The organism is Bradyrhizobium sp. (assembly GCF_052389815.1).
Classification (GTDB): Bacteria; Pseudomonadota; Alphaproteobacteria; order Rhizobiales; family Xanthobacteraceae; genus Bradyrhizobium.
Map to the genome: position 1 here is coordinate 18,492 of NZ_JBQTHN010000012.1, position 17,966 is coordinate 36,457.

14 protein-coding genes, 1 pseudogene and 1 riboswitch are annotated in these 17,966 nt (G+C 65.7%); of the genes and pseudogenes, 9 read left to right on the forward strand and 6 right to left on the reverse strand.

Annotation, left to right across the window (positions count from 1 at the left end; all coding sequences use genetic code 11):
* Positions 1-133 precede the first annotated feature (133 nt).
* From ACT4OC_RS03340 to ACT4OC_RS03350, 3 genes and pseudogenes are all read left to right on the forward strand, one after another.
* Entirely contained in the window at positions 134-1,342 is a 1,209-nt protein-coding gene (locus ACT4OC_RS03340) for an aspartate aminotransferase family protein (protein ID WP_444837587.1), read from the forward strand.
* Positions 1,342-2,268 (forward strand): annotated as a pseudogene (argF, locus tag ACT4OC_RS03345) (ornithine carbamoyltransferase). Before ACT4OC_RS03340 ends, argF begins: the two are co-directional and overlap by 1 nt.
* A gap of 202 nt (positions 2,269-2,470) precedes the next feature.
* Positions 2,471-3,493, forward strand: coding sequence for an Hsp33 family molecular chaperone (locus ACT4OC_RS03350; protein WP_444837588.1), 1,023 nt, complete (start codon positions 2,471-2,473; stop codon positions 3,491-3,493).
* A 152-nt stretch (positions 3,494-3,645) separates the two neighbouring features.
* Here the strand turns inward: ACT4OC_RS03350 and apaG are convergent, their stop codons facing one another.
* A complete protein-coding gene (gene apaG, locus ACT4OC_RS03355) occupies positions 3,646-4,038 on the reverse strand; it encodes a Co2+/Mg2+ efflux protein ApaG (protein WP_444837589.1) in 393 nt (130 codons plus the stop codon).
* 203 nt (positions 4,039-4,241) lie between these two features.
* Here apaG and ACT4OC_RS03360 point away from each other — a divergent pair, with 203 nt between their 5' ends.
* The 3 genes from ACT4OC_RS03360 to ACT4OC_RS03370 are packed head-to-tail and all read left to right on the forward strand — an operon-like array spanning position 4,242 to position 7,243.
* Positions 4,242-5,483: an OpgC domain-containing protein gene (locus tag ACT4OC_RS03360; protein ID WP_444837590.1), complete on the forward strand. Its 1,242-nt coding sequence runs from the start codon at positions 4,242-4,244 to the stop codon at positions 5,481-5,483.
* On the forward strand, positions 5,480-6,229 hold the full coding sequence (locus ACT4OC_RS03365; RefSeq protein WP_444837591.1) for an SGNH/GDSL hydrolase family protein: 750 nt from the start codon (positions 5,480-5,482) through the stop codon (positions 6,227-6,229). The genes ACT4OC_RS03360 and ACT4OC_RS03365 overlap by 4 nt, the downstream gene beginning before the upstream one ends.
* A 12-nt stretch (positions 6,230-6,241) precedes the next feature.
* Positions 6,242-7,243 (forward strand): SGNH/GDSL hydrolase family protein, encoded by a 1,002-nt coding sequence (locus ACT4OC_RS03370; RefSeq protein WP_444837592.1) that lies wholly within the window; start codon positions 6,242-6,244, stop codon positions 7,241-7,243.
* Positions 7,244-7,346: 103 nt separating this feature from the next.
* Here the strand turns inward: ACT4OC_RS03370 and ACT4OC_RS03375 are convergent, their stop codons facing one another.
* Positions 7,347-8,540, reverse strand: coding sequence for an O-succinylhomoserine sulfhydrylase (locus tag ACT4OC_RS03375; protein WP_444837593.1), 1,194 nt, complete (start codon positions 8,538-8,540; stop codon positions 7,347-7,349).
* Between the two features lie 68 nt (positions 8,541-8,608).
* Positions 8,609-8,688, reverse strand: a riboswitch (SAM riboswitch).
* Positions 8,689-8,800: 112 nt separating this feature from the next.
* Between ACT4OC_RS03375 and ACT4OC_RS03380 the strand changes: the two genes are divergently transcribed.
* Entirely contained in the window at positions 8,801-9,907 is a 1,107-nt protein-coding gene (locus ACT4OC_RS03380; protein WP_444837594.1) for a 2'-deoxycytidine 5'-triphosphate deaminase, read from the forward strand.
* Positions 9,908-10,036: 129 nt separating this feature from the next.
* Here the strand turns inward: ACT4OC_RS03380 and ACT4OC_RS03385 are convergent, their stop codons facing one another.
* Complete coding sequence (locus ACT4OC_RS03385; RefSeq protein ID WP_444837595.1) at positions 10,037-11,509, reverse strand: amidase; 1,473 nt, start codon at positions 11,507-11,509, stop codon at positions 10,037-10,039.
* 287 nt (positions 11,510-11,796) lie between these two features.
* Here ACT4OC_RS03385 and ACT4OC_RS03390 point away from each other — a divergent pair, with 287 nt between their 5' ends.
* Both ACT4OC_RS03390 and ACT4OC_RS03395 read left to right on the forward strand, forming a co-directional pair.
* Positions 11,797-12,846 carry a hypothetical protein gene (locus tag ACT4OC_RS03390; RefSeq protein WP_444837596.1) on the forward strand — a complete coding sequence of 350 codons (1,050 nt, stop codon included), beginning with the start codon at positions 11,797-11,799 and terminating at the stop codon, positions 12,844-12,846.
* Positions 12,847-12,946: 100 nt separating this feature from the next.
* Positions 12,947-13,201: a hypothetical protein gene (locus ACT4OC_RS03395; RefSeq protein ID WP_444837597.1), complete on the forward strand. Its 255-nt coding sequence runs from the start codon at positions 12,947-12,949 to the stop codon at positions 13,199-13,201.
* Positions 13,202-13,373: 172 nt separating this feature from the next.
* Here ACT4OC_RS03395 and ACT4OC_RS03400 read toward each other — a convergent pair whose 3' ends face one another.
* The 3 genes from ACT4OC_RS03400 to ACT4OC_RS03410 form a co-directional block, all read right to left on the reverse strand.
* Positions 13,374-15,443 (reverse strand): PQQ-dependent dehydrogenase, methanol/ethanol family, encoded by a 2,070-nt coding sequence (locus ACT4OC_RS03400; protein WP_444837598.1) that lies wholly within the window; start codon positions 15,441-15,443, stop codon positions 13,374-13,376.
* 372 nt (positions 15,444-15,815) lie between these two features.
* Entirely contained in the window at positions 15,816-16,940 is a 1,125-nt protein-coding gene (locus ACT4OC_RS03405) for a lysozyme inhibitor LprI family protein (protein WP_444837599.1), read from the reverse strand.
* Positions 16,941-17,018: 78 nt separating this feature from the next.
* A complete protein-coding gene (locus ACT4OC_RS03410; RefSeq protein ID WP_444837648.1) occupies positions 17,019-17,816 on the reverse strand; it encodes a transglutaminase-like cysteine peptidase in 798 nt (265 codons plus the stop codon).
* Positions 17,817-17,966 lie beyond the last annotated feature (150 nt).

The following is a 17,966-nucleotide window of genomic DNA, read 5'->3' on the forward strand; positions in this document are numbered from 1 at the left end:
CCGCCCCTAAGATAGTTCTCGCGTGCCGCCTGCAAAAGGCGGCACGTTTCGTTTTCCGCCGGCCTCGCCGATGCGATCCGCGCCAATGCAACGCCGCGCGCGGCCGGCTTCGAAACCTCTGAAGTAGACAGCCATGACCAACAGCGCCACGTCGCATCTGCTCCCCGTCTTTGCCAGGGTCGATCTCGGCTTCGAGCGCGGCGAGGGCGCCTGGCTCGTCGCCACCAATGGCGAGCGCTATCTGGATTTCACCTCGGGCGTGGCGGTGAACGCGCTGGGACACTGCCATCCGCACCTCGTCAAGGCGCTGCAGGAGCAGGCGACGAAGCTCTGGCACATGTCCAACCTGTTCAAGAGCCCGGATGGCGACAATCTCGCCGCGCGGCTCTGCGAGCAGAGCTTTGCCGACCTCGTCTTCTTCTGCAATTCCGGCGCCGAGGCGATGGAATGCGTGATCAAGCTGGTGCGCCGCTATCACGCCTCGAAGGGCCGTCCCGAGCGCTATCGCATGGTCACCTTCGAGGGCGCCTTCCACGGCCGCACGCTGGCGACGCTCGCTGCCACCGGCTCGGCAAAATATCTCGAAGGTTTCGGCCCGCCGATGGACGGCTTCGACCAGGTGCCGCACGGCGATCTCGAGGCGGTCAAGAAGGCGATCGGCCCGCAGACCGCCGGCATTCTGATCGAGCCCGTGCAGGGCGAGGGCGGCGTACGCACGGCGCCGGTGTCGTTCTTCAAGGCGCTGCGCGAGCTCTGCGACCAGCACGGCCTGCTGCTCGCTTTCGACGAGGTGCAGACCGGCATGGGCCGCACCGGCGATCTCTTTGCCTACAAGCGCCTCGGCGTTAAGCCGGACGTGATGTCGCTGGCGAAAGCGCTCGGCGGCGGCTTCCCGATCGGCGCGTGCCTCGCCACGGCCGAGGCCGCCTCCGGCATGACGCCGGGCTCGCACGGCTCGACCTTCGGCGGCAATCCGCTGGCGATCGCGGCCGCCAACGCCGTGCTCGATGTCATGCTGAAGCCCGGCTTCTTCGATCACGTGCAGAAGATGTCGCTGCTGCTCAAGCAGAAGCTGGCCTCCGTCGTCGACCGCTATCCGTCCGTGCTGGCGGAAGTGCGCGGCGAGGGGCTCCTTGTCGGCGTCAAGGCCGTGGTGCCCTCGGGCGACCTCGTCAACGCGCTGCGCGAAGAGAAGCTGCTCACGGTCGGCGCCGGCGACAATGTCGTGCGCTTCCTCGCGCCCCTGATCGTGGGCGAGGCCGAGATCGATCACTCCATCGGTTGCCTGGAGCGCGCCTGTGTCGCGCTGTCGGCGACGGAAAAGAAGAAGGCGGCGGGGTGATGAGCAAGGCGCCACGCCACTTCCTCGACATCAACGAAATGCCGCTTGGGGAATTGCGCAACATCATGGACGCCAGCCTTGCCATGAAGGCGAAGCTGAAGGCGCATGAGAAGCCCAGGAAACCGCTCGAAGGCAAGACGCTCGCCATGATCTTCGAGCGCCCCTCGACCCGCACCCGCGTCTCGTTCGACGTCGGCATGCGCCAGCTCGGCGGCGAATCCATCATGCTGACCGGCGCGGAGATGCAGCTTGGCCGCGGCGAGACCATCGCCGACACCGCGCGCGTGCTGTCGCGCTATGTCGATGCCATCATGATCCGCATCCTCAATCACGAGGCGCTGCTGGAGCTTGCCGCGCACGCCACCGTGCCGGTCATCAACGGCCTGACGCGGCGCTCGCATCCCTGCCAGGTGATGGCTGACCTGATGACCTTCGAGGAGCATCGCGGTCCGATCGAGGGCAAGACGGTGGCCTGGACCGGCGACGACAACAACGTGCTCGCTTCCTGGGCGCACGCCGCCGAGCGGTTCAAGTTCAGGCTCAATGTCGCGACCCCGCCGGAGCTCGCGCCGAAGAAGCCGATGCGCGACTGGATCAAGGCGACCTCGGCGCCGATCGTGCTCGGCACCGATCCGGAAGCCGCGGTGCGCGGCGCCGATTGCGTCGTCACCGACACCTGGGTGTCGATGGGCGACAAGGAGGGCGAGCACCGCCACAACGTGCTGCGGCCCTACCAGGTCAACAGCAAGCTGATGTCGCTGGCCAGGCCCGACGCCATCTTCATGCACTGCCTGCCCGCCCATCGCGGCGAGGAGGTCACCGACTAGGTGATCGACGGCCCGCAATCGGTGGTGTTCGACGAAGCCGAGAACCGTCTGCATGCGCAGAAGGGCATTCTGGCCTGGTGCTTCGACGCCGTGGCGTAGAGGAAAACAACACTGTCGTCCCGGGCAAGCGAGCAGAGCGAGCGCCACCCGGGACCCATACCGCGTGATCTATCCGTGTGAATAGCTGGTAGACACGCGGTGCACGCAACCAAGGCCGGTGGATATGGGTCCCTTGCGTTCGCAGGGACGACACCGAGTCAAACCCTTTCGTATCGCGACTTCGGACCCCAGATAGAGCGCCATGGTTTCCCAATCCCCTGAAACGAAAACCGCGCCCGAAACCCCAATCCGCGCGCCGTCGGCGGTTCCCATCGACGACACCGTGCTGCCGTTCGAGGTCAACGCGCTGGACCTGCGCGGCCGGCTGACGCGCCTCGGCCCCGCGCTCGACGACGTCCTCGCCAAGCACGATTACCCGGCGCCGGTCGGCAAGCTGCTCGGCGAAGCGATTGTCTTGACGACACTGCTCGGCACGTCCCTGAAATTCGAGGGCCGCTTCATCCTGCAGACCAGGACCGACGGTCCGGTCTCCTTCCTGGTCGTCGACTTCAAGTCGCCCGATCGCCTGCGCGCCTATGCGCGCTTCGACGCCAAGCTGCTGAAGGACGGCCAGACCTCGGGCGAGCTGCTCGGCAAGGGCCATCTCGCCATGACCATCGACCAGGGCGCGGACATGAGCCGCTACCAGGGTCTGGTCGCGCTGCATGGCGGCAGTCTCGAGGATGCCGCGCACGAATACTTCCTGCGCTCCGAGCAGATACCGACGCGGGTGCGCCTCGCGGTCGGCGAGGAATGGCGCGGCGGCGACGGCGGCAGGCACCGCTGGCGCGCCGGCGGCATGCTGCTGCAATTCCTGCCCAGGGCGCCCGAGCGCGCGCGCCAAGCCGACCTGCATCCCGGCGACGCGCCGGAAGGCACGGTGCATCACACCGTCGAGGAGGACGACGCCTGGGTCGAGGGCCAGTCGCTGATCTCTACCGTCGAGGACGTCGAGCTGATCGATCCGCATCTGTCGGGCGAACGGCTGCTGTATCGTCTCTTCCACGAACGCGGCGTCCGCGTCTTCGCACCCTTGCCGCTGCAGGCGAAATGCTCCTGCTCGCGCGAGGCGGTGGCAGCGATGCTGAAGAGCTTTGCCCCGAAGGACCGCGCCGACATGGTGAAGGACGACAAGGTCGTCGTCACCTGCGAGTTCTGCAGCTCGGTGTACGAGTTCACCCCGCACGAGGCGGGCGTGGAGGAGGGGGACGGTTCTGCGCCGTAGCGCGACCGACTTGTCCGCCGTAGCTCGAAGAGCGAAGGCGGAAGCGTGCCCACCTTCACAAGCGCGCTGGCGAAGGTGGGCACGGCGCGAGAGCGCCTTTGCCCACCCTACAACATCATAGGGTCAAGCCCGGTGATGACGCGCTACGCGCGTCAATTCAACACCCGCCTCTCGCTCGGGCTGTCGAGCGAAAACGTCGGCACGTCGATCTCGAATTGCTCGCCGCTTTCGCTGACCATCTGGTAGCGCCCGGTCATGATGCCCGAGGAGGTCGGCAGCGGCACGCCGCTGGTGTATTCGAAGCGCTCGCCCGGCCCAAGCACGGGCTGCTCGCCGACCACGCCCGCGCCCTTCACCTCCTGCCGCTTGCCCGTCGCGTCGGTGATGATCCAGTGGCGGGTCTTGAGCTGTACGGTTTCATCGCCGGTATTGGTGATCGCGATGGTGTAGGCCCAGAAATACTGTCCCTTGTCCGGAACCGAACGCTCCGGCATGAAAGCCGGCTCTACGGTGACTTCGATCTGGCGGGTGACGGCACGGTACATTTCTGGCGATCTTTCAAAATCGAAAGGTCATCTTATCTTAATGGACGGGCCGGACAACGCCGGCCGTCGGCGGCAGGGCTGAAAGTTCCGGCGCAGCGCGCAAGGCTGCGCCGCCTGCATGCGCATTTGCCCGCGACGGCAGGGCCGCTATTATCCGTCGTGCCGCGCAATCGCCTTGCCCTCGCCGTTGGAGACGGTGCCTGATGTCGTCCATTGCCGATACCATGGCCGGCCGCCCGCGCGCCGATGGCGCCGCCGCCAGGGATGCTGCCGCCGCCCCCGCGATCACGCTGCCGGCGGTCGGCGAGCGCGAGCTGCGCCTCGACCTGTTTCGCGGGCTCGCACTGTGGCTGATCTTCCTGGATCATCTGCCGAACAACATTCTGGCTTGGTTCACCATCCGCAATTACGGCTTCTCCGACGCCACCGAGATCTTCATTTTCATCTCCGGCTACACCGCGGCTTTCGTCTACGGTCGCGCAATGCTGCAATCCGGATTCGTCATCGCCGGCGCCCGCATCATGCGCCGGGTCTGGCAGATCTACGTCGCCCACGTCTTCCTGTTCACGATCTTCCTGGCGCAGATTTCCTATGTCGCCACCCGCTTCGAGAACCCGCTCTACACCGAAGAAATGGGCATCATGGACTTCCTCAAGCAGCCGGATGTCACCATCGTCCAGGCGCTGATCCTGCGTTTCCGTCCCGTCAACATGGACGTGCTGCCGCTCTACATCGTGCTGATGCTGTTCCTGCCGCTGATCCTGTGGCTGATGAAATGGCGCGCCGACGTCACGCTGGTGCTGTCGGCCGCGCTGTATGCAGCGACCTGGTATTTCGACTTCTATCTCTCGGCCTATCCGAACGGCGTATGGGCCTTCAATCCCTTTGCCTGGCAGCTGCTGTTCGTGTTCGGCGCCTGGTGCGCGCTCGGCGGCGCGCGGCGGATGTCGGCCATCCTTTCCTCGAATGTCACGCTGGGTATTTGCATCGCCTATCTCGCCTTTGCCTTCTTCGTCACGCTGACCTGGCACTTCCCGCAGCTCGGCTTCCTGATGCCGAAATGGATCGAGAAGTGGATGTATCCGATCACCAAGACCGATCTCGACGTGCTGCGCTTTGCGCACTTCCTGGCGCTGGCGGCGATCACGGTGCGCTTCCTGCCGAAGCGCTGGCCGCCGCTGCGGTCGGTCTGGCTGCGACCATTGATCGTCTGCGGCCAGCATTCCCTCGAGATATTCTGTCTCGGCGTGTTCCTGGCCTTCGCCGGACATATCGTCTTTGCCGAAGTCGCGGGGGGCGCGGCGATGCACTTCGTGGTCAGTCTGGCGGGCATCCTGATCATGTGCGGCATGGCGTGGGTGATTTCGTGGTACAAGCGTTCGGCCGACAAGGGTGCGAAGAAAAGCCCGATCGGCAACGCCGACATGGCGGGGGGAAGCCTATGAGGGCCGCCATCCTGAGCCTGATCGTGCTTGCAGGCGGACTCGCCGGGCCGGTCGCTCGTGCCGAGGAGGCTCCGCCCGCCTGCGAGGTCCCGGCCTATCTGCTCTCCAGCGACAGCAGGCTGACCCACGTGGCGGCGGCGGTCAAAGCCGGAAAGCCTCTCAACGTCCTGGTGCTGGGCACCCGCTCTTCCACCATCCCCTCGCTGGATGGCAGCGCCTATCCGGCCAAGCTGCAGGCCGCCCTCAAGGAGAGGCTGGGTACCGCGCCCGTCAATCTCTCCGTAGAAATACAGGGCGGCAAGACCGCCGAGGATATGGCCGCCAGCATCGTCAAGCTGGTGGAAACGAAAAGCCCCACCCTGGTGATCTGGCAGACCGGCACCTACGACGCCATCCGGGGGATCGATCCCGACGACTTCCGCAGCGCCGTCGACGAAGGGGTTAGTGCGCTGCAAAATGCAGGCGTCGATGTGATTCTGGTGAACTTGCAGTATAGTCCGCGCACGGAGACCATGACGTCCGTGCCGCCCTATCTCGACAACATGCGCGTGGTGGCGCAGCAGCACGACGTCCCCCTGTTCGATCGTTTCGGCATCATGCGGCACTGGAATGATACTGGAGATTTCGATTTGTTCAGCGCCACCCACGGCGCCGAGCTCGCCAAACGCGTTCATGGCTGCCTCGGCCGCGCGCTTTCGAAACTGGTGATCGACGCCGCCCATCTGGACCTGGCGCAGCAGAATTAGGGGCCGGCGTCGATGAGCTTTCACTACCCTTTTCGCGCATGTGCCGTGCTGGCGATGGCCGCGCTTGCCGCGGCCGCGGTGGTGCCCGCTCCGGCGCGCGCGCAGACCGCGAACGCAGCGCTGGGTGACGCCAGGGCGGATGCGCCCAAATCCGAAGCGGTCAAATCGGAAGCGGCAAGGCCCGCCGGGGCGCCGCCCGCCGGTGCGGGCAGCACCGCCGCGGTCCAGCACAATCCGGCGCAGAAGGGCATCGCGGCGCGCGCCGTGGACAAGGTCAGGGACATCTTCGCCCGCGTGCCGTGCCTGCCGCCGAAGGGCGCCGGCAAGTCGATGGGCTCGCTGCCGCATGTCGCAAACAGGCTGATCGCCGGGCAGCCGGTCATGATCATCGCCTTCGGCTCGTCCTCGACGCAGGGCTATGGCTCCAGCGCGCCGGAGTTCAACTATCCCAATCGCCTGGCCGCGCAGCTCAAGCGCCAGTATCCGACCTCCGACATCACCGTGCTCAACCGCGGCAAGGGCGGCGAGGATGCGCCTGAAATGATGCGGCGGCTGCAGGCCGAGGTGATCGACATGAAGCCCGACCTCGTGATCTGGCAGGTCGGCACCAACGCCGTGCTGCGCAACCTCGATCAGGCGGAGACGGCCAGACTCGTCGACGAAGGCATAGCGCGCATCCAGGCCGCCGGCAGCGACGTCGTGCTGGTCGACTCGCAATATTCGCCGGCCGTCAACGCCAAATCCGAAGGCAACAGCAGGATGATGAAGCTGCTCGGCAAGGTCGCCGAGCTGCGCAAGATCGGCGTGTTCCCGCGCTTCGAGGTGATGCGCGACTGGCACGAGAAGCAGGCGATCCCGGTCGAGGAGTTCATCATCTCCGACGGCCTGCACATGAGCGACTGGGGCTACGCCTGCTTCGCGCAACTGCTCGGCGACGACATCATCAAGTCGGTCGGCCAGATCAAGCTCGGCATCGCCGTGCCGTCGGACGTGCGGGCGTACCGGCCGATGTAGCTGAACCGTAAGGTGGGCAAAGGCGCTCTTGCGCCGTGCCCACCTTCACGAGTGTGCTTGTGATGGTGGGCACGCTTCCGCTTTGCCCACCCTACGAACCGCTTCACACCTTCTCCAGCGCCTGCGCAAAGTCCTCGATCAGGTCGTCGACATGCTCGAGGCCCGCCGAATAGCGGATGAAGCCTTCGCTGATGCCGAGTTCGGCGCGCGCTTCCGGCGAAAGGCGCTGGTGCGTCGTCGTCGCCGGATGCGTGACCAGGCTCTTGGCATCGCCGAGATTGTTGGAGATGCGCGACAGCTTCAGCGCGTTAAGGCAGCGGAACGCGCCGGCCTTGCCGCCCTTGACCTCAAAGCCGATCAGCGTCGAGCCGGCGCCCATCTGCTTCTTCACGACCGCCGCCTGCGGATGGTCGGCGCGCCCGGGATAGATCAGCCGCGAAATCTTCGGATGTTTCGCCAGCACGTCGGCGAGCTTGCCTGCGGTCTCGGTCTGCGCCCGCACACGGACGCCGAGCGTCTCCAGCCCCTTCAGCAGCACCCAGGCGTTGAACGGCGACATCGACGGCCCGGTCTGGCGCATGAAATTGTGAATGTGCTCGGCGATGAAGGCTTCCGACGACAGGATGACGCCGCCGAGGCAGCGGCCCTGGCCGTCGATGTGCTTGGTCGCGGAATAGACGACGACGTCGGCGCCGAGCGACAGCGGACTCTGCCAGATCGGCGTGGCGAAAACATTGTCGACGATCAGCCGCGCGCCGCCGCTATGCGCGATCTCGGCAATCGCAGGGATGTCGAGCACGTCCAGCGTCGGATTGGTCGGGCTTTCCAGGAAGCACGACTTCGTGTTCGGCCGCATCGCCTTCTTCCACTGGTCGAGGTCGAGGCCGTCGACCAGCGTGGACGTGATGCCGTAACGCGGCAGCAGATCCTCCACCACATAGCGGCAGGAGCCGAACAGCGCCTTCGCCGCCACCACATGATCGCCCGCCTTCAGCGGCGCCAGCACGGCGGTGGTCACCGCGGCCATGCCGGTGGCGGTGGCGCGCGCGGCTTGCGCGCCCTCGAGCTCGATCATGCGCCGCTCGAACATCGAAACCGTCGGATTGGAAAAGCGCGAATAGAGAAAGCCTGCGTCCTCGCCCTTGAAGCGGGCTTCGCACTGCTCGGCGCTGTCGTAGACGAACCCCTGCGTCAGGAACAGCCCTTCCGACGTCTCGCCGAATTGCGAGCGCAGCGTGCCGGAATGCACCAGCCGGGTTTCGGGACGATAGCGGGCGGTGGACTTGATCTCAGACATGTGACCTCCTGCGCGGCCATCGAAATGGCCACAAAAAAACCGGCCTGGAAAAATTTCCACGGGCCGGGATCACACTGTCCCCGGCCTGTTTAGCGATTTATTTAACGTGGCTGCAAGCCGGCCGGCTCAAATCACCACGGGATAAGTCGTCCTGATATTCGCTCGCGCCCTTTCCGTCAAGCCTGCCATCGGATAAGGCCGTAAATAGCCTAATTTCAGGGGTTTGGATGACATCGGGGCAATCGCCCAGGGACCACGCCGTGCCGTTTTCGCTTCCCACCCACGCCAACGGCATATTGCCCGATCGCATGATCGCGGCGATGGCGGATTCGGGCCTGATCCTGCCGGCCTATCCCTTTGTCGAGAGCCAGATCCAGCCGGCAAGCCTCGACCTCAGGCTCGGCGACATCGCCTATCGCGTGCGCGCGAGCTTCCTGCCGGGGCCGGGTTCGACCGTGGCCGAGCGCATCGACGAGTTGAAGCTGCACGAGATCGGCCTCTCCGACGGCGCGGTGCTGGAGACCAACTGCGTCTACATCGTGCCGCTGCTGGAAAGCCTCAATCTGCCGAAGGAGATCGTGGCTGCGGCCAACCCGAAGAGCTCGACCGGCCGGCTCGACGTCTTCACCCGCGTCATCGCCGACGGCACGCGCCGCTTCGACATGATCGGCGCGGGCTATCACGGCCCGCTCTATGCCGAGATCAGCCCGAAGACGTTTCCGGTGTTGCTGCGCGAGGGCTCGCGGCTGTCGCAGGTGCGCTTCCGCACCGGCGATGCGGTGCTCTCTTCCGACGCGCTCAACGCGCTGCATGCGGCCGAGCGGCTGGTCGATGCCGACAAGGCCGATCTTGCCGGCGGCGTCGCACTGTCGGTCGATCTCTCCGGCGAAAATTCAGGCGGCTTCGTCGGCTATCGCGCCAAGCGCCACACCGGCGTCGTCGATGTCGACCGCCGCGGCGGCTATGCCGTCGACGAATTCTGGGAGCCGATCCAGGCCCGCGCCGACGGCAGCCTGATCCTCGATCCCGGCGAGTTCTACATCCTCGCCTCGAAGGAAGCGGTGCAGGTGCCGCCGGACTATGCCGCGGAGATGGTGCCGTTCGATCCCCTGGTCGGCGAATTCCGCGTGCATTATGCCGGCTTCTTCGATCCCGGCTTCGGCTATGCCGGCGCCGGCGGGCAGGGCGCGCGCGCCGTGCTCGAGGTGCGCTCGCGCGAGGTGCCGTTCATCCTCGAGCACGGCCAGATCGTCGGCCGCCTCGTCTACGAAAAGATGCTGTCGCGGCCCGCCTCCCTCTACGGCCAGCGCATCGGCTCCAACTACCAGGCGCAGGGCCTGAAGCTGAGCAAGCATTTCCGCGTGTGAGACTCTCGTGTCCCGGACGCGGTGCAGCGCGAAGTGCCACTGTGCAGAACCGGGACCCATGCACGATGGGCCCCGGCTCAGCAGCGCACCGCCGACGCGCTGCGCTGCATCCGGGGCACGAGAGCGGTGTCAGTTCGTCACATGCACGCCCGGCTTCTTCCCCGCATTCCATTTGCCGCCGATTGCGCGCTCGATCTGGGCCGAGAGCTGCAACAGCAGGCCGTCATCGGCCTGTTTCGCCATCGCCTGGATGCCGAGCGGCAGGCCGTGCTCGTGGGTTGCCAGCGGCAGCGAGATCGCGGGGATGCCGCAGAGATTGGCCAGCGGCGTGAAGGCGAAATTGCGCCAGAGATTGGCGAACCAGTCCAGCACGGAAGGATTGTCGCTGATGGTCAAAAATTCCGTGGTGCCGACCTTCGGCGTCGGCAGCGCGGTGACCGGCGTCAGGATGATGTCCCACTCTTCGAAGAACGCGCCGAAGCCGCGCGAGGTCGTGTTGAACACCGCCTGCATCTTCGCCCGCTCGGCGAAGCTAAAGTGCCGGCCGTGCTCCCAGATGCGGATATTCATGGGCTCGATGAGATCGGCCGGCGGCCGCTCCAGCCCGCGCGCGGCGAGCATGTTGCCGATCACGACCGCGAAATTGCTGATGTAGCACAGCGTCTGCGCCTCGAAGGCGGCGCGATAGTCGATGTCCGGCAGGGCATGGCCGACGTGATGGCCGAGGCTTTCGAGGAATTTTCCGACCCGCTCGAGCTCCGCCGCGATCGCCGGCGTCGCGCGATATTCGCCCCATTGATGCGAGAGCGCGATGCGCAGGCGGCCGGGATCGCGCTTGATTGTTTCCGTGTAGGGCTCGCCCGGCGTCCAGAACGGCATGAACTCGCCGGGGGCGGGGCCTCGGCAGGCATCGACGAAGGCGGCGGTGTCGCGCACCGAACGCGACTGGCAGCCCTGGATCGACACCAGCCCCGTCAGGTCGGACAGGTGCGGGGCGATGGAGAACACGCCGCGCGAGACCTTCAGCCCGATATTGCCGTTGACGCCGGCGGGAATCCGGATCGAGCCGCCGCCGTCGGTGGCGTGCGCGATCGGCACCACGCCGGCCGCAACCATCGCGGCACTGCCGGCCGACGAGCCGCACGTCGTGTAATCGGTGTTCCAGGGATTGCGGGTGACGTAGACCGCGGGATTGTCGGCCGAGCTGCACACGCCGAACTCCGGCGTCGTGGTCCGTCCGATCAGGTTGAGCCCCGCTTGGCGCATCTTGCTCGTCAGAAAGGTATCGGCCACCGCGCGATTGCCGCGCATCAAGAGCGAGCCCATCTCCTGCAGCCGTCCCTTCATGGTCGGGCCGAGATCCTTCATCAGGAAGGGCAGGCCGGCGAAGGGCCCGTCGAGCCTGGTGCCGTTGCCGGCGGGCGAGGCGATCGCATCGTCGAACAGCTCGACCACGCCGGACAGCGCGGGATCGACCTTGGCGACAGCAGCTGCCGCCTGCTGCGCCAGCTCGGCAGGCTTCAGCTCGCCCTTGCGGACGCGCTCCGCCAGCGCCACGCCATCGTGCCGCGTCCATTCGTCCCAGCTCATCGCAAGAGTCATGTCATCGATTCCTTACAACACGGGTTTGGACCTTAGTTTCGCGAGAGGCCGAGTCAACAACGAGCAAGTCTGACCTCGCTCTCGTGTCCCGGACGCGGCGCAGCGCGCAAGCGCTGCTCCGCAGAGCCGGGACCCATGCTCGCCTCACGATGGGCCCCGGCTTAGCAGCGCACCGTGAAGAACGCTGCGCTGCATCCGGGGCACGTCACCCTTCGTGGCAACGCATTGCTTCGTCGCTGGCGCGGTGACACACTGTTTCCTGCAGCGAGCAATAAGAGGAAACGAACATGACCGCGGGGCAGGATGCGCGCGAGGCGCAATGGCTGAAATGGCGCAGCGTCGCAGACCTCTATCACGCCTTCTTCACCGGCCTGATCCTGTCCGTGGTGACGCGGCGCGGCACGGCTGACGCCGCCGAGTTCGTCTTCCGCGTGTTCCGCCGCCAGCAGCAGGAGCGTTTCCTGCCGGGCCTGAAGAAGCTCGGCCTCGACCATCTGCCGCCGGCGGTTGCCGCCGCGCAGTATCACTATCTCTCCAACTGGATCGGCGGCGTGCATGTCGAATACATGTATGAGAGCGACGCCAAGGCCTGGATCCGCTATCCGCCGCCGCGCTGGATCTGGCGCGGCACCGCGATCTGCGGCGTGCCCGGCGAAGTCTCGCGCGCGATGCTGCGCGGCTGGCACGCCAATAACGGCGCAGCTCTCGGCGATCTCAGGCTCGGCTTCGTCTGCACCAAGCAGAGCGTCGACGGCCAGGACGGGCTCGAAGGCTATTATTGCCAGTACGACCATCCGCTCGAGCTCGACCAGCGGCTGGTGTTCGCGCGCCACCTCGAAGCGCCGCCATTCGATGCCGCGAAAGCGCCGGCGCTGCCGGTCGACAGCTGGCCGCGGCCGCGGCTGGAAAAGGCCTATCGCAACTACGCGATGGAATATGTGAAGACCGCAGCGCCCGTGATGGTGCAGGTGTTCGGCCCGGAGGACGCGGGCTATCTGCTTCACCTCACCGGCAAGCTGATCGGCATGCAGTATTTCGACGAGATCGCGCGTGCGTTCCAGGTCGGCCGTGGCGGTGCCAGGGAGTTCGTCGACTTTCTCCGCGTGCTGTTCGATTCGCAGGACGATGCGATCGAGATCGGCGAGTCCGCTGGGAGTTTCGAGGTGCAACAGAAGACGTGGAAGCTGATGGAGGGCGTCGCCGACGACAGCCCTGCCTGCACAAGAGTGCTGGAAGGCCTGCTCGAAGGCCTCGCCGCCGGCTGCGGCCGTCACATTCCCGTGCATCTGAAGCCGCCCAAAGGCGGCAAGCCCCCGTTCGTCTGGTCGATCGGGTAGCGCGCTCTCTCTTACCCTCTCCCCGTTCTTCACGTCCGTTCTTCACGGCCGCAGGCGGGGAGAGGTGAGGCGCGCCGGTGCAACAAGAGCGGGCTGCAGGATGATGCGTCTCGCTTCCCTGCAAGAGAAGGGCATATCGCGGGAGAAATTGCTGACGGCGCTTGAGACTTCTGCGCCCTTCGATGGCAACGAGCAGATTGCGTCGTTTGGACCGCATTTCGGTGGAGAGGCACTCGACACGTTAACTCGCCGTCTATCCGATTTGGGTTTGGAATACTTTGATGACTTCTTCGAATTCGCAGTAGATTCTCCGAGGTGGTGCGCCTTCAAGGCTTGTTTGGTGCAAAGCGCCTAGATGCCCGGCGCGAATGCGAAAAAGGGCTGCGCGAGACGATCGCGCAGCCCGTTTGTTTGGCATGTCATTCCGGGATGGTGCGAAGCACCAGACCCGGAATCTCGAGATTCTCAGGTGCGCAATTGCGCACCATAGTTCGATGCTTTGCATCGCCCCGGAATGACGCTTCGCGTCACTTCGGCCGGATCGCGTCTGCCGTACCCTGGATGAAAGCCTGCAGCTTCGGGATGTCCTCTTCCTTCAGCCGGCCGGTGAAATCCGGCATGCCCCGGTCGCGCATCGGACCCTTGAACACGAAGTCCTTCAGGTTGGCGATGGTCTCCTTCGACACGTAGCCGAGGTTGCGGACATTGCCGCCCTTGTCGACGCCGGGGACGCCGTGACAGAGCACGCAGTTGCTCAGGTAGAGTAGTGTGCCCTCACCGACGTGCTTCGGGTCATAGGGTACGCCCGCCAGCAGACCCTCGGTCTGATACTTCACGAAGGCCGGCGGCGGGGCGTTGCCGTCGATCGCGAAGGTGTAGACCGTGCCGGGGCTCTGCAGTTCGGTCGCGCGCAGCAACATGCCGAACACGCCGCCCCAGCCGACCGCGATCGAGACATACTGTTTGCCGTCGATCATGAAGGTGGAAGCAGCCGCAACCACGCCGCTGCCGACCGGCTTCTCCCAGAGCTTTTCGCCGGTCGTCGCGTTGTAGGCGATGAAGCGTCCGTCCGCTGAACCCTGGAACACGAGATTGCCCGCGGTGGTGAGCGTGCCGCCGTTCCACGGCGCCACATATTCGGCGCGCCAGGCTTCCTTCTGCTTGACCGGGTCCCAGGCGATCAGACGGCCGAACGGCTGGCTCTTTGGCGGATCCTCAGCGAAGTTGAAGCCGATGTTCCAGCCAAGGCCGACCATGGGCCGCCCGGCAACGTTTTCGTTGTGCTTCCACGTCTTGTCTTCAACTACCCGCACGGGAACGTTCTGCGCCGGCAGATAGACAAGGCCGGTCTGCGGATTGAATGACATCGGGTGCCAGTTGTGGGCGCCGTACGGGCCCGGGATGCTGTCGAACGGCTTGTCGCCGCGCGCATCGGCAGCTTCGATCGGCCGTCCGTTGGCGTCGTAACCGGTCGCCCAGTTCACGTCGACGAAGTTCTTCGCCGAGATGAACTTGCCGTTGGTGCGGTCGACGACGAAGAAGAAGCCGTTCTTCGGCGCATGCAGGATCACTTTGCGCGGCGCGCCGTCGATATTGAGATCGGCCAGGATCATCGGCTGGGTCGAGGTGTAGTCCCAGTTGTCGCCGGGCGTTTCCTGGTAGTGCCAGATGTATTTGCCGGTGTCGGCGTTCAGCGCGACCAGCGACGCCAGATAGAGATTGTCGCCGCCGGAGGGGCTGCGCGCGTTGCGGGCCCAGGGCGAGCCGTTGCCGGTGCCGATATAGACCATGTTGAGGTCGGGATCGAAGGTGATGGTGTCCCACACCGTTCCGCCGCCGCCATTGAGCCAGTATTTGCCGGCGGGATCCCAGGTCTTGGCCGCCGCCGCCATCGACTCGTCCTCGAAGGGCTTCGACGGATCGCCGGGCACGGTGAACCAGCGCCAGGCCTGGTTGCCGGTTTCGGCGTCATAGGCGGTAACGTAGCCGCGCGCGCCAAATTCGGCGCCGCCATTGCCGATCACGACCTTGCCGTTGAACACGCGCGGCGCGCCGGTGATGGTGTAGGAGTGCTGCTTGTCGATCAGCGTGTCCTTTTCCCACGCCACCTTGCCCGTGACCGCATCGAGCGCGACCAGACGGCCGTCATAGACGCCGACGAACACCTTGCCCTTCCAGAGCGCGACGCCGCGATTGACCACGTCGCAGCAGCCCTTGTAGCCCTTCTCCTTGTCGACCTTGGGATCGTAGCTCCAGAGCCGCTTGCCGGTGCGCGCGTCGATCGCGTGCACGACGCTCCACGATCCCGTGACGTACATGATGCCGTCGACGACCAGCGGCGTCGCCTCGACGCCGCGCGAGGATTCCAGCGGATAGCTCCACACGAGGCCGAGCTTCTTGACGTTGTCGGCCGTGATCTGCTTCAGCTTGGAGAACCGCGTTTCCGCGTAGTCGAGGCCGATGGTCGGCCAGTCGTTCGACGTCGCCGTATTGGCCTTGATCGAGGCGCCGTCGACCGCCGCGGTCACCGCCTTGATGTGGTCGGGCGTTCCCTTGGCCGGCGTCTGGGCGGCCGCGCCGCCGGGCGACAGCGCCACGCACAGTCCGAATGCAAGCGCGGCGCCTGCAAGGCACCTCGGTCGATCGGAATGTGGGGAGATGTCGGGGGAAAAAGGCCAAGCGAAAGCACCACGCGGCAAACGCATCATCATTTCCTCCCAAGTGATCTCTGACGGATCTGCGGTGATGGTAAGCCGCGGCAAAGCAGGGCGTCAATCGAACGCGCGATGCGAAACGCAAAAGAGAAAATTCGTCTCGCCTTCATTTCGTCAAAGGGATGCGATGGTGGCATCCCAGACGCACTGCAACATCGGCGAGAGCGCGGGATGCAGGTCGGGCGGAAGAGGCCAGAGCTCAAACGGCAACCTGAAGCGCGATGACGATTCATCGCGATCTCATCGCGCTTTGGATTAGGGCCCGCGCTGCGCCGCGCCGTAGTCGACCGGCCGCAGCGTCTCGGTGCTGCAGCGCCAGCTGCCGTCCTTGCCCTTCTCGAAAGCGAAGGACTTTTCGATCGTGAGACGATAGCCGACCGAAACGTTTTCGCGGCTGCCCGCCGCCGTTGCCTTCGGTTGCCGCGCCTGCACGTCCCAGCAGGTGCCGGTGCAGTTCGATGCGATCGGGCTGCAGATCGAGAACGGCGCCAGCACCTTCATCTCGACCGCCGCCGTCACGATCGCATCGCGCTCGGAGGCCTCGATGTCGAGCTGGAGCACGCGGCTGACGCGCAGGAAATTCTCGCAGGCATTGGCCGACTGGATGCGTCCGACGCAGAGATCGACCGCGTCGGCATCGGGCGAGGGCGACAGCATGTCCTTGCCGAACAGCTTCCTCGGGTCGCCCCTGGCGGCGGCGACCTCCGCCAGCTTCTGCTGGATCAGGTCATTCAGGCAGGGTCCGGCGGATTCCATCTCGCCCAGCGGCACATTGTCCTTGTCGTCCAGAGCGCAGAGGCGGTCGCGGGTGCGGGTCCACCTCGCGTATTCGGCAAGCGCGCCCCTGGCATCGTCGTCCCTGAGCTTTCTGACCAGCACGACGACCTGGGCGGTGAGCTCCTTGTCCGCGATCGCGAGTTGCGGCTCGCCGCAGATCACCAGGCTGGCGGTCGTGTTGGCGGCGAGACAGTCGAAATTCGCATCGAGCAGGATCGCGATGCGCTCCTGCGTCGCCTTGAGCAGGCAGGTCCTGATGGAAGCCAAGGCCCCGGGCTGCAGCGGTTGCAAGCCGAAAATGCCGCAGCTCGAATTGCGGCTTGCGATCCACTCCACGTTCTCGGCGATGGCCGCCCGGCGGTCCAGTATACGGCTCAGCCGCGCCTCCACGGCGGCGCTCAGCCTGGGGCCGAGCGCATTGAGATCGGGGTCGCCGCAAAACAGCTGGTCGGCGGTATCCTTGAGGCCGGCGCAATTGTTCTTGGCGAACAGCGGCAGCATCTCGGCGATCGGCCGCTTCGCTTCCGGCGCCGCGCCCTGCGCGCAAGCCGGCGCCGCCGATCCGAGCTGCAGCACGAGCAAGGCAAGTACGATCGGCCGCATTTCAATTCCCGCGTCAGGCAAGGCCTTGACCGCGAGAGCGCGGCCGGCGGCAAAATGGAATTGGACGGGGGAGGTTTGTCAATCCGCCGGCGCTGCGGCAATTTTGGCCGCAAGCGAGGATGGCGCGGGCAGGGCAGCCGGCTCCGCGGCGGGAGCTGCGATGCCGGAAAGCAGCGGGGCGGGCGCGTAGCGGCGGATGCTGCCCTGGTCCATCACGTAGGTCGGCCGGTAGTTTCTGATATCGGCATCCTCGACCATCGCCATGCGGCGGTTGTCGAGCGTCAGCCAGCGGCCGTCCAGCCGCGCCGCAGCCACCGCATGGTCCTCGCCGCTGACGGCATCGCGCATGATCAGGATGCGCAAATCGTCGGCGGCGATGCCGGCAAGGCGCAGCGCAGCGAGCTTTGCGATCGCGTAATCCTCGCAATCGCCGGCGCCGCGGCTGAAGGTCGCAAGCGGCGAGGCCCAGACATCGGTCTCGCGATATTGCGCCTCGTCGCTCACCGCGCGAATCGCAAGGTTGATGGCGCGGTTGATCTCGCCGAGCCTGGCGCGGCCCTCGCGAAGGCGCGCGGCATCGACGATGGCGAGCAGCCGCAGCGCGGCTGGCGAGACGCAGGCCTCGCGGTTGCCGTCGCAGAGCGCGAGCTGCACCATGTCGTCGTCGACGCGGCGCGTTAGGCCGGACCATTTGTCGTGCAGATTGCCGGCGGCAAGCGCCGTCGCGGGCAGGCCGAACGGCTCGGCTGGATTGGCGATCCCGGCCGCGGCAGCTGCAATCGTCTCGGCCTTGAGGCCGGACACCGGTCCGAACCAGGCCAGGCCGCAGGCAAATGCGACCGCGCGCCATGCGCGCGCGTGACCGAAGAACTCCATCTGACGCCCCATGTCCGGGCATCGGCGGGCTGGTTAGCCTTCCCGCGTGACCGGATCGTTTGACGGGACGAGGATCGGGGATGGGGCTTTGGATTGGCTTAAGGCCGGCGAATCGGCGCCGGAAACCGCAAAACAGGCTGAAACGGGTCT